Raw genomic sequence first — 13935 nt, forward strand, 5'->3', positions numbered from 1 at the left:
GACGTTGTGGGTCACGACGTCGTGCAGTTCCCGGGCATGCGGGCGCGTTCCTGTTCGGCCGCGCGGCGCGGCGCCTCCTGCCGTTCGCGTTCCAGCGCGGCCGTCCGCGCGCGTTCCTCTTCGGCCCGGCGTCGCCACCTGCGCAGCCCGTCGGTCGCGATGGCGATCGGAATCAGCACCAGGAACGGGACGGCGTCGGTGGAGACGGTGGGCAATGCCGACGATGACTGGAGCTGCTGGTACAGCAGGGCCGCTGCGGACTGGCTCGCCAGCGTGGGCAGCCGGTATGGGCTGTAGATCGCGGCGCTGTACGCGGCGATGACGCAGGCGTCGAACGAGAATCTCAACGTGGCCCGGTCGCCGGTCACAACAGCCACCGCCGCGGCCGTGCCCATGACGATCCAGAGCGCAGCCAACGGATAGCGGCGGCGGGCCGCCAGTGGCGTCGCGATGAGCAGCATCACGATCGCCCAGATGAGGTGATGCTGGGCCAGCGCCGGAACGTTCGCCTCAAGGGAACCGATCAAGGGAGAGACGCCAGATGACGACCGAGATCACCTCGGGGCAGGAGCCGGCTGCAGGGTCGGTGGGCGCCCGAAGCCCGCGGAGGGTTGCGCCGCGGCGCACCCCGCCGGCCGGCGAACTCTTGGGCCGGGGGGTAAATTGCTCGACGATCATCGATGATGTGCTCGCTGTGTGCTCTCCAGCGGATGCCAACCCGGGTCAACCCGTGCCAACGCGGGTCACCGCGGCCGATCGCCGGTCGCAACCCCGGGGTTCGTGTGCTCCGGGTGTGGTCCTGGGCTGGGAGGGCAGGGGTACGGGTGACATGCATGAACGTGGGTCACTCCCTGCCACCCCAGGTGAACCCCAGGTCGCGAGACTAGGCCCTCGCGCCCTCGTAGCTCAGGGGATGGAGCAACGGTTTCCTAAACGGTGCTCCATTTTTGTGTCCGCACGCCGACTACCTGCGGCTTCTCTATTTGTGCCTCTTGTGCGCGGGTAGCTCACCCGCCGGGCGGCGGGTTGTTCGGACCCGGCGGTGTGGTCTGGGCCATGGTCGGCGTCGGGGACGCGGTCTCGGTCGGCGGGGTGGACGTCGGCGTGCCGGTGGGCTCCGGATCCGTACTCGGCGTCGGCTCCGGGGATGCCGGGCCTGCCGACTGGCTCGGCGGAGCCGAGACCGGGGACGCGGTGGACGACGGCGATGGGCTCGAGGTGGAACCGGCGGGCCGGAGCGGCCGACCCGAGTTCGGGTGCTGCTCTGTCGGCGCGGGCACCTCGGCGCCACCGCTCGGTACGGCGGCCGGCACCATCGTCGCCGGCACGTTGACCGCCGGTGCTTTGGTCTCCTGGGCCGCGCCCAGCGCCGCGCCGAGCGCGGCGAGCGCGACCAGCACCGCCGCTGCCGCGCCGACCAGGGTGCCGCGCCGCCGGCGTCCGCCCGCCGTGCCGGCCGCCGGCACGTCGGTGCGGGTGTCCGGGCCGGCGTTGCGCAGCCCACCCGCCGCCGGCGGCACCATCGCGGTGGGCGCGGACGGGTCGGAGACCGCGGCCCGGGCCGCCGCGGCCATCGCCGCGCCGCTGCTGAACCGGTCGGTCGGGTCCTTGGCCAGGGCACGCCCGACCAGGGCGCGGACCGCCTCCGGGATGTCGTGCGGCAGCTCCGGCGGCTCGTCGTCGAGATGCCGCACGGCCACCTGCAGGGGATTGTCGCCGGTGAACGGCGGGCTGCCGGTCAGGCAGCAGTACGCCACCGCGCCCAGGGCGTAGATGTCGGTGGCGCCGGAGACCGGGCGGCCGGCGGCCTGCTCGGGAGCCATGTAGAGCGCGGTGCCGGGCACCGCGTTGGTGCTGGTGATGCTGGTGACGTTGGTCGACCGGGCGACCCCGAAGTCGACCAGCACGACCGAACCGTCCTCCTGCACCAGCAGGTTGCTCGGCTTCACGTCCCGGTGCACGATGCCACCGGAGTGCGCGGCGTGCAGCGCCTGGGCGACCTGGGCCACGATCGACATCGTCTCGGCCACGTCCAGCCGGCCGAGCGCCTCGATCCGCTTCGACAGCGGCTGGCCGGTGACGAACTCCATGACCAGGTAGTCGGCCCGGGAGCCGTCCGGCAGCTCGTCCGCACCGTAGTCGAAGACCTGCACGATGCCGGTGTGCCGCACCGCGGCCATGATCCGCGCCTCGGCCCGGAACCGGGCGATGAAGTCGGGGTCGGAGACCAGCGCCGGCAGCAGCACCTTCACCGCGACCGAACGGCCGAGGACCAGGTCCGAGCCACGCCAGACGTCACCCATGCCGCCGGTGGCGACACGTTCGTCCAAGCGGTAGCGGCCGCTGAGCACGACCTCCGATGACAACACAGCAATACCGTACCCAGCGCCGCGGGAAAGCACGCGCCGCGGCCAGCGCGCCCCGGCCGCCGCGGACCGGCCGGTGGGGCGGCGACCCAGCCGCCGGTTTCCCCGTGAACCTCTTGGACGTCCCGCAGCGGAGCACGCCGGGCCCCGGGTCGCTTGTCGAAGCCCGGCACGGCACCGAGCCCGATCGCGGAAGTCGCTAACCGGGAAGGCCGATGGTGCGAACGATGACATCTCGGCGGTCTGTCACCGACCCGGTCGAGGCAGCGCGCATCGCCCGACCGGCAACCCCTGGAACGAAGAAGTATGGCCCTCCGGCCACACCTGCGGTCAACAACCTCGGCCGCATTGGCTCGCGAACCGTCATTTCATGAATGCCACAGCGTTCCGCCGGGTTGCAGAGGATGGCCGACACCTTCACGGAGTTGATCGTCCCAGGCCGGTCCTGGTCAGCACCATCGCCGGGGAATGCCGGCCAGCCAGCTCAAGACAGGTCTGCGGTTACGTCAATCCCTCGTCCTGCACCGCGTCGAAACCAGCCGCAACTCAGGATGCGGCCAGCCACTGTCGAGCACTCTGCAGCGGAACAGCGAAGAACGTCGCGTTGCCCCATCGGATCGTCTGTCCCGGCTTGTCGATCGGCTCGATCATCCACGCGTCGACAATGCGGCGGCCGTCGATGTTCACGCTGTCACCCCCGCGGCCGTCCGCGAATTCGATGCCGCGAAGCCATCCAACGCCATCCGGGTCGCCGCGCTGCCCCGCGGAGAACTCGACGACGAGATCACCGACTCGCGGTCGCTTCATCCGCTCGCGAAGTTCGGCGCTCAGCCAGGGTACGGTGGGGCTGAGGGTTGAGCACCACAACTCATTACCGAGCACAGCGATCAGTTGCGTCTTGCTGAGAGGCACGGCCGAGATTATCTCACGTGCGGTGTCACCAGGTGAAATTCACTGTCCGGCCCCGTTCGACCCAAGCCCGGACGGCCCGCAAGGGCGAGCGGTATGTCCCACTTGCGTCGTCACGACGGCCGTGTCGAGGCAGCGGTACTCGGACCGGCACCGGTTTCGCGCTTCTGGATCACACCGAAGTACCTCTCGACCAGGTCGCTCCGGACCGGTCGAGTGCGGGGATCGTCAACCGCAATCGCACTGCCATCCGCGTTCGCGATAAGGCAGTACACAAGGTAGTGGCCGCGCACGTCCCACGCCACGTTCGCGGCGGCACGGCTGATGATGTCCGACGCACCACCCGCTACCAGACCGCTGAACCGGCCCTTCTCTGCATCGACGGCACTCTTGATCGCGGCCGACGCCTCCTCGGCCTTGCGATCGGTCTCGAGGTTGAAGACTCCAGTCGTGATGACAAGGGCTCCATCGGATGACATCAACGTGGCCCGTACCACCTGGGTGCAGCCAGCCGTCGCCAGGATCTCCGCGATGGCACCGCCGGCGGCCACCGTGCACTCGGTGGACGTTTGCGTCTTGAGGATCTTGTACGGTCCCCGGCCTTCGGCACCGGGAATCGTCCCGGTGCCGAAGACCTCGGTCGCGGTCAGCGGCACCGGGTCGACCTGCTGGTCCGCGACCCTGCGCTCCTGTTCGGTGCGAGGCCCATCCGCCGGGTTTCGCAGGTAGTACCAGCCGGCACCGCCGCCGACCACCAGCACCACGAAGATGATGGCGAAGACGAGGGGCTTGCGCGATCGACGCCCAGCCTTGGGTCCCGCGTCGGCCTGCTCCGGCCTGCGGGAGGTCGCCTGGGGCTGGTGGCGAGCCCCTGTGTACAGCTCCGGCCCGCGTCCGGGGCCGGCAACATGTTCGCCGGACGGGCCGCCGTACACGGCGCCGCTGCCGCTCTGGCTCGGATGGCGACCATCCGGCTGACTGGGGGCGAGGGGCTGACCGCCTCGATACGGACCGCTGCGCCGGGCCACATCACCTCCCGATGCCGGATGCCCCGGCGGTGTACTGAAGCCGGCCGGCAGGTCTGCCTGGTCACGCTGGCGCGACGGCGACCCGCCATGACCCGGGTCGTATGGTCGGCGACTGCTGTGCCGACCCTCGCCGGCCCATTGCGGAGGCTGCTCGTACGAGGGCTGCTGCCGCCGAATGGCGCCGTGCGGGGACGCATCGACGCCAGACGGATCGCTTCGCTGACCCCAGGACGGGCCCCGACTACGTGGGGGCGAACCCTCGCCGTAGTCGTACGTCATGCCGCACACGGTAGCGGAAGAGCGCGGGGAGGAACTCACCTGGGGATCGCTGACCTGACACCTCCTGGGCTGTCCGCTCATGTCGCGTCTCGGGCCTGCGAACTGTGGAAAAGCCGCAAAGCGGACGAGTTCGTCGGCGCCATCCGCCAGATCGGCGATCCAAACGAGCCGAAAGGCCAGCAACACCAGACCAACAACACTACAAGTGTCGGCTACGGCGTCCGGGTGCGGAGCCGGACCGCCGTCCCTATGTAGCATGTCCGGGCTGCCACGGGCTGCCGTCCCTTGATCGAAAGCTGGGTTCGCGTGCCTTCCCATCTCGGGTTGTTCGAAATTCTCCTTGCCGCGGTCGGCGTCGTAACGCTCTTCGCGACGTCCGTGCGCCTCTTCTGGAGACGCGGGAAGAAGCCGTGACCAAGGCTTCCAAGACCGCACGGTGGGTCCCCGGCCGCGCGCTGCCCGCGGTGGTCCTCATGCTCGGCGCCTCCTCGCTGTGGCTCTACCACCACGTGACCCGGCTCGAGGATCCCGGTACTGAACTGTCCTCGTTCGAAGTCGTCTACACGTTCGCCTTCGTCGTGTATTTCCTGCACCTTCTTCTCGCGACCTTCGACCGCCCCAGACGCGTCACCGCCGAGCAGGCGGCCGAGCTGGCGAAGTTGAGGGTCGTGGCGGTCGTCCCGCTCTATAACGAAGACGTCGATGCGGTCATCGCGACCATCCGTGGCCTGCTCGGGCAGACCCGCCGTCCCGACGCGATCTTCGTCCGGGACGACGGATCGAACAAGGTGGACTACCTGCCCACCGAGTTGTGGGCGGTCGAAGCCGCGAACGCGGTGGGAGTCCCCCTCGTCTGGGTGCGCGACCGAAACCGGGGCAAGCGAGCGACCCACGTCGCCGCATCCCTGCGCTTCGCCGGCTGGGCCGACGCCTATCTCACGATCGACTCCGACTCGGTCCTCGCGCCGGACGCGCTCGAGAACTTGATCAAACCGCTCGCCGATCCCAAGGTGATGTCGGTCGCCGGAGTGTTTCTCACCTACAACCTGAACGGGCCGATCGCCCGGGCTGTGGATCTGATCTGCACAGCCTCGCAGTTGACCGACCGGTCCGCCACGTCGGCGCTGGGGTCGGTGCTGGTCAACTCGGGCGGGATCTCGTTGTACCGCGCGCGGGTGATCGACGAATGCCGCCTTGGTTACTCGAACGAGGAGTTCTTCGGACGACGGGTTGAGTTCTCCGACGACTCGTACCTGACGCTTCAGGCGTTACTCCGGGGCAGAACCGTCCAGCAGTCCAACGCCTTCGCCTTCTGTGTCATGCCGGAACGCCTCTCCAACCACCGCCGGCAGTTCATGCGCTGGCTGCGGGGGTCGTTCATCAGGTCCTTCTGGCGTTTCAAGTACTTGCCCCTCAACCGCATCGCGTACTGGCTGCACGCACTGAAGTGGGTGCAGGCCATCGCCTCGACCATCGTCGTGTCCGCGCTCTTCGTGGTGAAGCCGGTGACCGATGTGGTCGCGTGGGCGCGCGGCGCGGGAACCGACGCGTTGATCGCGGACGCGGAGCTGCTGCTGCTGACGCTCGGGATGTTGATCGTGCTCGGCTATGTGCAGCTGTTGCGGGTCTTCACGGTTCGGCGGTCCGATCAGACGATGCCGGCCCAGTTGAGTTGGTTCCTCTTTCTGTCGCCGGTCGCGATTCTGTGGCAGTGGTCGGTGTTGCGGGTGTGGCGGCTCTGGGCCATCGCCTCCTGCATGCGTTTCAAGTGGGGCACTCGCCAGCAGGTCGAGGTCGAGATCGGGGGGGACCATGAGAAGGTACTTGCTGGTGCTGCCGCTGCTGCTACTGGCTGGATGCGCGATGAAACCGTCATCCACTACTTTCGAGGGCCGGCAGTCCGCAGTGACCGCGACGGATCCGGCGCTGCGAGCTAGCGCGATTCGTGCCGACGTCTCCATGCTGCGGGCGGACAAGCCCGTATTTGGTATCACGTCGGAGAAGGACGCCGTGGAAGACGCTGATCGGGCCGCGCAGGAAATTGGATGCCGGCCGATGTGGCGAGGGGTCTACGCGTCCATCGGCGCCCCGTTCGAGTTGTCCAGGCTGACAAATGCCGCGGGAATCCCGTTCCTCACGGTGCAGCCGAAGGACCTGGGCTCGGTCGTGGAGCAGAAGTCCTGGTCGCTCGCGGCTACCGCGGCGGGCAAGAACGATGCCAAGCTCCGTGCCGTCGCGGACACCGTTGTGGAATACGGTGACCTGGTGGTGATCCGGTACGCGCCGGAAATGAATGGGGACTGGTCACCGTGGGCGGCCGGTGTCAACGGCAACACCGCATCCCAGTACGTCAAGGCCTGGCGGCACGTAGTCACGCTGTTCCGAGAGGCCGGCGCGACCAACGTCCTGTGGCTCTGGGCTCCGAACATCATTCGCGGCGCCACCGTTGAGGGGATCTCCCAGTTCTGGCCGGGCGACAAATGGGTTGATCTGGTGGGCTTCACCGGTTACGGAGTCGGCAGCTCCGCCTTCGGATTCGAGTCGTCTGCAAGCCAGACGTTCGATCCCACCATGAAGTTGCTCGCTCGTCTTTCGAAGAAGCCGGTAGTCCTCGCCGAGACCGGCGTGGGGGGAAGGGCGAAGGACCGGTGGATGACCACGTTGGGCCCCTGGTTGCGTGCCCATCCGAACGTCATCGGCCTGATCTGGACCCAGGCGCCGCCGCCGCACTCCAGTGCGGACTGGCGATACAATGACTCGCCCCGCAACATGAAGGCCTTCAAGAAATCGGTCGTCCCGAACCTGGCCTGCGCTCCCAGCAGATAGAGCGAACTGTGTCACGGGCGCGGCGTGGAACGTTCACGATTCATCGACAGTAGTTGAATTTGCGGCACGACCATCCGGTTCGGGCGTAGTCGCTTGAACCGGATAGACACGGCTGGGCATACGGGGCCTGGTCACCCAGCAGAAGGAGCGACAGTGAGTGTCGACGTAGTCATTATTGGGCTCGGATACGTGGGGCTTCCGCTGGCTCGCGAGGCGACGTCGGCTGGCATGTCTGTGATCGGATTCGACGTCAGTTTGCCGTTGGTGAAGGCACTCAACGATGGCCGGTCACACGTTGATGATCTTTCTGACGACGACGTCGTCCAGATGAGAGAAGGCGGCTTCCGGGCGACGACCGACGAAGGCGAGATCGCTGCCGCGAAGGCGGCGGTCATCTGTGTCCCGACACCGCTGTCCGAGGAAGGCGGCCCCGATCTCGGTGCGGTTCAGTTGGCCACCGAGGCCGTCGCCCGCAATCTCCGCCCCGGGATGCTCGTCGTTCTCGAGTCAACCACGTATCCCGGCACTACCGACGAACTGGTGCGTCCCATCCTGGAAGCCGGTGGCCTCGTCGCCGGGAAGGACTTCCACCTGGCGTTCTCGCCGGAACGCATCGACCCGGGCAACAGGCAGTTCGGCCCCCGCAACACGCCCAAGGTCGTCGGCGGCCACACGCCGGCATGCACGGAAGCCGCGGCGGCCCTGTACGGGCGTTTCATCGACACCGTCGTGCGCACCAAGGGCACCCGGGAGGCCGAGACGGCCAAGCTCCTCGAGAACACCTACCGGCACGTCAACATCGCGCTCGTCAACGAGATGGCCAAGTTCTGCCACCGACTCGATATCGACCTGTGGGACGTCATCCGCGCCGCGTCGAGCAAGCCGTTCGGATTCCAGGCCTTTTACCCGGGGCCGGGCGTGGGCGGTCACTGCATCCCGATCGATCCGAACTACCTGAGCCACAATGTGCGGGTGAAGCTCGGCTACCCGTTCCGGTTCGTCGAGCTCGCGCAGGAGATCAACGCCACGATGCCGGCGTACGTGGCAAGGCGCGCCCAGAACATCCTCAACGAAGCTGGGCTGGCGACGACCGGCGCGAACATTCTGCTGCTGGGTGTCACGTACAAGGCGAACATCGCAGATGAGCGCGAATCCCCGGCCACTCCCCTCGCTCGTGACCTCAACGGTCTCGGTGCGAAGATCAGCTACCACGATCCGTTCGTCGCGGAATGGCGGCCAGGAATCGGCGTGATGAAGGTCGATGATCTGGAGGCCGCGGTCGCGTCGGCTGACCTCGTGATCCTCGTTCAGCACCATCGTGACTACGACGCTGACCGGCTTGCCGCGTTGGCCAAGCGCTTCTTCGACACGCGCGGCATCACGCGCACCGACGACGCGATCCGCCTATAGCACGGCAGCCGCCGATCGATCATGGTAGGAGTTCGAGGTTGAGGCGTCGCGTGCAGTGGGGTTGTCGGGCGCGGGCGTGATGCCAGCGCCGCCACTGTGACCAGTGCAGACCGTGGACGAGGTCGCGTAACCCTGCGCCGTGGTGCTGGCGACGATGCCGCCCCTGCTGTCGGGGTCCGCCCCGCACACGGCGCGGGCGACGTGCGGCACGACCAGCCCGACGAAGGCCAACGCGCCAGCGAGAGCCACCGCACCGGTGGCCAGCGCCACCGCCAGAGCCAGACCGAGGGCACGTACTGGCCGAGGTGAGAGCCCGAGCTGCGGCATGCCCGTCACCGGCCGCGAGCACACTCAACACGGCGGAGCACAGCCAGGCCAGCAGCAGCGCCGTGGCCAACCACGGCCAGGCGACGGACACGTGCGCCCAGACCCGCCCGTCCACCGAGCCGACGAGCCAACGCAGCGCGTTGCCGATCGGTAATGGTTTTCATTGACATCGCGCAAGGCGACTCACATGATCACGCTCACGGCGCGGATCCGGGACGGCGTAGCCGGGGTAGCGTGCGCCAAGGGGTGCACATGGTGCGCTTGCGGGCCGTGGTGCAAGCAACGGTCTCCGCTCTGCTGCGGCTGGTCCCTCATCTGGCCAGCGAAGCCCGCATTGGCGACGAACGCCTGTGGAGCCTCGCCGGGCCCTCTCCGGACGGGTGCTTCAGTTGCTGGATCGACGAGTCTCAGGGACGGCGTACGGCCCGGACGACGTCCAGTCGCCCGACCTCGCCGGTCAGGCCGGCTTCGGCCGGTTCGGCCAGTACGACCTGCGCCGGGGTGACGCGCCAGCGGTGGTTCACGTGGTCTGCCCGCAACGCGGTGCCGTCGGCGCTGAGGACTCGGTAACGAATCCGCCAGGTCACCGTGTCCGGGCCGGACGGCTCAGCGGACCCGCCGCCCTCGTAGGTGTGCCGACCGACCGGCACCGCGCTGAAGGCGGAGAACGGGACCGGCATGGGTTCGGCTGGTGGTTGCGGGTTCAGCACCAGCGGCGCGCCGGGAGCGAGGCGCTCAGCCACCCGGCGTAGGAGGGTTCGGCGTCCGTCGGGATCGAGGTGGCCGATCGTGTTCACCGCCAGGACGGCGCCGAGGCGGGCGGGCAGGTCGGCGCCGAGGGCGTCGGCGGCGACGACGGTGACCCGCTGCCGCAGGTCCGGCCGGGCGGCCATGCGGGACAGCAGCACCGCCCGCAGCGCCGGCGACGGTTCCACCGCGACCACGTCGGCCTCTGGGACGGCCGCGCGGTCCGTGCCGAGCGCGGCCTCAGCGCAGGACGCGCGACCGGGGACGTTGGGCCCTGCTTCGCCACTCATCAATGGTGGGGCGCGATGACGGCTCGCAGGGCGATGTCGACGGAGGCCTGGAGTTCTTCGCGGCTGGCACCGGCTGCGGCGTGGACGGCGTGGCCCTCGCTGAGCGCCATCACGAATCGCGCCAGCGCTCGGGCCTCCACGCCGTCCGGGAGGTCTCCTTCTTTCGCCGCGCGGGACAGCCGTTCTTCGAGGGCGGACTCGGTGGCGGCTCGGCCGGCGGCCAGGATCTCGGAGATCCGGGCGTTCTCGGGCGAGCAGGCCAGGCCTCCCTGGACGGAGAGGCAACCCGTGGGGTGATCGCTGGCGGTGAGGCCGTCTGCACTGGAGCGCAGGAACGCTTCTATGGCGGCGTACGCGGTGGGTTGTTCCATGGCGGCGCGAGCGTTGGCCATCTGGGTCTCGTGGTAGCGGGCGAAGGCGCGTCGGAAGAGTTGCTCCTTGCTGCCGAACGTGGCGTACAGGCTCGGCCGGTTGATCCCCATTGCGTCGGTGAGGGCACTCAGTGACGCACCCTCGTAGCCGTACCGCCAGAAGACCTCCGTGGCCCGGTCGAGGACTGTCTCCTCGTCGAAAGCCCGCGGTCGACCGACAGTGTGCGCCTCAGTGCCCATGAGACAACTCTACCGCTCGGTACAAATTATGGCCCGGCTCACCGACCGAACGGTACAAAACCTGTTACGGTGACTTCGCAACCGAGCGGTACAAAAACATCGGCAGCTCCGCCGCATGTCTAAGGAGACGCATGACCGTCACACTCATCACCGGCGCCAACAAGGGCCTCGGTTTCGAGACCGCCAAACAGCTTCTCGAACTGGGCCACACCGTCTACGTCGGCGCACGCGACGTCGAGCGTGGCGAGAAGGCCGCGGCGACGCTGGGCGCGCGATTCGTGCAGCTCGATGTGACCGACGACGCATCGGTGAGCGACGCGCTGGCGATCATTGAATCGGCCGAGGGTCGACTCGACGTCCTGGTGAACAACGCGGGCGTCCTCGGGCTCGGCGCTGTCGACGGACCGACGGCCCTGCGGGTGTTCGACACCAACGTGGTGGGAATTGTTCGTGTCACGGAGGCGGCACTGCCCCTGCTGCGGAAGTCCTCGAATCCCACGGTGGTTACCGTTTCGAGCAGCATGGGATCTTTCTGGGCGGTGACGAATCCGGACCGGCCCGAGTTCAATCTGTCGGCTGCGCTCTACGCGGCGTCCAAGTCGGCAGCCACCATGCTCACCGTCCAGTACGCCAAGTCTCAGCCGGGTATCAAGTTCAACGCGATCGAGCCCGGCTACACCGCCACCGACATGACGGCCGCTCTCGGAGGCGGAAGGCCACCGGTAGAAAGTGCCAAGACCATCGTGCACATGGCCACGCTCGGCGCGGACGGCCCGACGGGGACCTTTCAGGACGAGCTAGGGACGTTGAGCTGGTAAAGGGCAAGTGATGGCGGAGAATGATCTGCGTAGCTGGTACCTGCGCTACGTCGCGGCGCTCAACGCCCATGAGTTCGACGGGATGGACGAGTTCATCAATGACCAGGTCCTGCTCAACGGCGAGCCCGGCACCCGGGACGACGTCCTCACGGTCCGGAAGCAGGATGTCGAAGCCGTTCCGGATCTTCCCTGGGAGGTCACGGAACTGCTGTTCGTACACAAGGTCAGCGACGGCCGATTCGTGCAGATGGCGGCCCTGCACGACTCAGCCGGAATGCGTCGGCAGCTGACCGCCTGACATCAGGGACAATGGCCGGCCTCCAAAAGATCAGGCTGGGCAGTGTGCCGAAGCGGTCGCGGCCGCTGATGCTCCAGGGGTGGTGCCGTCATGGCACCAGCGAGTCGGCAACATCCGGGCACCCGCGGCCGCCGACTGTGCGTAGGCGAGCAGATCGGACACCGACGCCGTGGTCTTCTGAGCATCCGACCCGCAGCATCCAGGATCTGACACGCCATGAGTACGAGGATCGCCGACCCGAGGACAGCCGCCTCGACTCATGGCCACTCCACCAATACCAAAGGTGAAACCATCCGTGACAACAATCGGAATCATCGGCGCCGGCGAGGTCGGCAGCCAGATCGCGCGTGCGGCACTTACAACCGGATACAAGGTCGTCATCGCCAACTCCCGAGGGCCCGAGACGCTGAAAAGCCTCATCGCAGAGCTCGGCCCGTCAGCCCGCGCGGCACACGCCGCGGACGCCGGCGATTTCGCCGTCGTCGCGGTGCCCCTCAGGGTCGTCAACGACATGCCGGTCGAGGAGCTTGCCGGCAAGATCGTGCTGGACACGAACACCGAGCATCCCGCCGGGACCCACGAGGAGCGAGGCCCCGCTCCTTCATGCCATCGAGGCGTTGGGAGCAGAGGGGTCTCCGTCTAGGTCCACAGTTCCGCGTGCGGAAGATCAGCGGAGGATTCGGCTCCTGATGGGCCCGTTGTTTGAGTGGACCCGCGCCTGCAGCTACATGGCGGGGCTTGGTTGCTCGGGTGGGTTTCCGCGGGCCCGGATGCCGTCCGCGATGGCGACACCTGCCAGGACGAGGGTGGCGGTGAGGGCGGCCACCAGTGAGGGTGCGAGCACCAGCGCGGGGCCGGCGATGATCAGCGTGAGCAGCGCGACCAGCCGGGACGGTGACACGCGGCTGAAAACCTCGTACTCGAAGCGGGCTCGTCCGGCCAGGAACAATGCAGGGCCGCCGAGCATGATGGCGGCCAGCCAGGGTGTGGCGTGGTCGGTGGGGTGGGCGATGACGACCTCGAAACCGGCGGACGCGGCGACGACGCCGGCCACCATGAGCAGGTGGGTGTTGGGTGCGACCCGCACGAATCCGCCCGGATCTCGGGAGGATTCGATGGTGGCCTTCAGCAGGGCGCCGGCGCGGTGGACGTAGATCTGCCATAGCAGCACGGTGGTGAAGAAGGCCAGCAGGAGCGCCGCTGTGCGGCTGAGTGTCGTGTCGTTGTCGGCGTAGGTCAGGGTGGTGACGAGGATGAGATCGCCGAGGGCCAGCGTGAAGAATTGCTGGTAGCGCTCCGCCAGGTGGTCGGCTGCCACCTCGTACTGGGACGGGGGCACCCGACCGAGCCGGGGCGTGGGGTAGCGGAGCCAGCCTGACCCGTAGTCGATGGCGAGCGCCGCGGCCCACAGCAGACCCCGTGCCGGGCCGGCCACGAGGGCGCCGGCGAGCCACGGCACCGCGGACACGACGAACCAGAAGATGAACCGGCCGGCGTGCAGTCGCGTCGTGCGGCCGTGCAGGGCGGCGACCAGGAAGATGCCACGCCCCACCTGGACCATCACGTAGGCGCCCGCGAAGGCGAGCGCGTGCTCGGAGAAGGCGTCGGGCAGCGTGCCTGCCATCAGGATGGTTCCGAGCATGGCCCAGAGGGTCATGGGGAAGATCGGGGGCCGCTGCGCGTGGTAGAGGTCGGTTGCCAGCGCGGTGACCGACCAGACCCACCAGATCGCCATCAGCAGCACCACGGTCTGGAAGGCCCCGACCCAACCGAGATTCTGCGCCAGGGTTCGTGACGTCAGGGCAAGCGCGGCGACGAACACCAGGTCGAGAAACAGCTCCAGCAGGGTGGCCCGCTGAGGCCCCTCGCGCCCCCGGCCCAGCCCAACTGCCTGGTCGGTCGTCATCAGGTTCCCGTCTACTGACTCCGGGTCTTCATGACTGGAGCGAGGCCTGCAGTGGGGAACCGGCCGGGTCGGGTGGCAAGGAACCCTGCTCGATTCTAGGAGATATCGGGCCTGATGGGG

The 13935-nt window shown here is 68.0% G+C and carries 13 protein-coding genes and 1 pseudogene; 6 read left to right on the top strand and 8 right to left on the bottom strand.

The features are described from left to right. Nucleotides 1-11: 11 nt before the first annotated feature. The 4 genes from FHX32_RS35045 to FHX32_RS12450 form a co-directional block, all read right to left on the bottom strand. A complete protein-coding gene (locus FHX32_RS35045; protein ID WP_486481020.1) occupies nt 12-464 on the bottom strand; it encodes a hypothetical protein in 453 nt (150 codons plus the stop codon). A gap of 543 nt (nt 465-1007) precedes the next feature. After that, complete coding sequence (locus tag FHX32_RS12440; RefSeq protein WP_167181173.1) at nt 1008-2369, bottom strand: serine/threonine-protein kinase; 1362 nt, start codon at nt 2367-2369, stop codon at nt 1008-1010. Nucleotides 2370-2912: 543 nt separating this feature from the next. Then, a complete protein-coding gene (locus FHX32_RS12445; RefSeq protein WP_167181175.1) occupies nt 2913-3278 on the bottom strand; it encodes a hypothetical protein in 366 nt (121 codons plus the stop codon). 110 nt (nt 3279-3388) lie between these two features. Then, nucleotides 3389-4039, bottom strand: coding sequence for a hypothetical protein (locus tag FHX32_RS12450; RefSeq protein ID WP_167181177.1), 651 nt, complete (start codon nt 4037-4039; stop codon nt 3389-3391). Between the two features lie 953 nt (nt 4040-4992). Between FHX32_RS12450 and FHX32_RS12455 the strand changes: the two genes are divergently transcribed. From FHX32_RS12455 to FHX32_RS12465, 3 genes are all read left to right on the top strand, one after another. Then, a complete protein-coding gene (locus tag FHX32_RS12455) occupies nt 4993-6519 on the top strand; it encodes a glycosyltransferase family 2 protein (RefSeq protein WP_167181179.1) in 1527 nt (508 codons plus the stop codon). Beyond that, a complete protein-coding gene (locus FHX32_RS12460) occupies nt 6488-7408 on the top strand; it encodes a glycosyl hydrolase (protein ID WP_167181181.1) in 921 nt (306 codons plus the stop codon). The genes FHX32_RS12455 and FHX32_RS12460 overlap by 32 nt, the downstream gene beginning before the upstream one ends. A gap of 153 nt (nt 7409-7561) precedes the next feature. Further along, nucleotides 7562-8818, top strand: a complete 1257-nt coding sequence (locus tag FHX32_RS12465) for a nucleotide sugar dehydrogenase (protein ID WP_167181199.1) — start codon at nt 7562-7564, stop codon at nt 8816-8818. Here FHX32_RS12465 and FHX32_RS12470 read toward each other — a convergent pair. The 3 genes and pseudogenes from FHX32_RS12470 to FHX32_RS12485 all read right to left on the bottom strand — a co-directional run bounded on the left by FHX32_RS12470 (nt 8813) and on the right by FHX32_RS12485 (nt 10793). Beyond that, nucleotides 8813-9293: pseudogene (locus FHX32_RS12470) on the bottom strand (iron chelate uptake ABC transporter family permease subunit). The gene FHX32_RS12465 and the pseudogene FHX32_RS12470 overlap by 6 nt on opposite strands. 259 nt (nt 9294-9552) lie before the next feature. Then, nucleotides 9553-10080: a class I SAM-dependent methyltransferase gene (locus FHX32_RS12480; protein WP_167181203.1), complete on the bottom strand. Its 528-nt coding sequence runs from the start codon at nt 10078-10080 to the stop codon at nt 9553-9555. A 101-nt stretch (nt 10081-10181) separates the two neighbouring features. After that, a complete protein-coding gene (locus FHX32_RS12485) occupies nt 10182-10793 on the bottom strand; it encodes a TetR/AcrR family transcriptional regulator (RefSeq protein ID WP_167181205.1) in 612 nt (203 codons plus the stop codon). Between the two features lie 131 nt (nt 10794-10924). On the opposite strand from FHX32_RS12485, the gene FHX32_RS12490 reads away from it, so the two are divergent. The 3 genes from FHX32_RS12490 (at nt 10925) to FHX32_RS12500 (ending at nt 12552) form a co-directional block, all read left to right on the top strand. After that, nucleotides 10925-11611, top strand: coding sequence for an SDR family NAD(P)-dependent oxidoreductase (locus FHX32_RS12490; RefSeq protein ID WP_167181208.1), 687 nt, complete (start codon nt 10925-10927; stop codon nt 11609-11611). Between the two features lie 10 nt (nt 11612-11621). After that, the gene (locus FHX32_RS12495; RefSeq protein ID WP_167181210.1) at nt 11622-11909 is read left to right on the top strand and encodes an ester cyclase; all 288 of its coding nucleotides are present in this window, start codon (nt 11622-11624) and stop codon (nt 11907-11909) included. A gap of 295 nt (nt 11910-12204) precedes the next feature. Further along, the gene (locus FHX32_RS12500) at nt 12205-12552 is read left to right on the top strand and encodes an NAD(P)-binding domain-containing protein (RefSeq protein ID WP_486481021.1); all 348 of its coding nucleotides are present in this window, start codon (nt 12205-12207) and stop codon (nt 12550-12552) included. 81 nt (nt 12553-12633) lie between these two features. Here FHX32_RS12500 and FHX32_RS12505 read toward each other — a convergent pair whose 3' ends face one another. Continuing rightward, on the bottom strand, nt 12634-13815 hold the full coding sequence (locus tag FHX32_RS12505) for a low temperature requirement protein A (RefSeq protein WP_167181212.1): 1182 nt from the start codon (nt 13813-13815) through the stop codon (nt 12634-12636). Between the last annotated feature and the right edge of the window lie 120 nt (nt 13816-13935).

The sequence above is a fragment of the Micromonospora sp. CNZ280 genome, from assembly GCF_011759515.1.

Coding starts and splice junctions, on each gene's coding strand:
- FHX32_RS12490 (WP_167181208.1), top strand. CDS start 10,925: ATGACCGTCACACTCATCACCGGCGCCAACAAGGGCCTCGGTTTCGAG.
- FHX32_RS12495 (WP_167181210.1), top strand. CDS start 11,622: ATGGCGGAGAATGATCTGCGTAGCTGGTACCTGCGCTACGTCGCGGCG.
- FHX32_RS12485 (WP_167181205.1), bottom strand. CDS start 10,793: ATGGGCACTGAGGCGCACACTGTCGGTCGACCGCGGGCTTTCGACGAG.
- FHX32_RS12505 (WP_167181212.1), bottom strand. CDS start 13,815: ATGACGACCGACCAGGCAGTTGGGCTGGGCCGGGGGCGCGAGGGGCCT.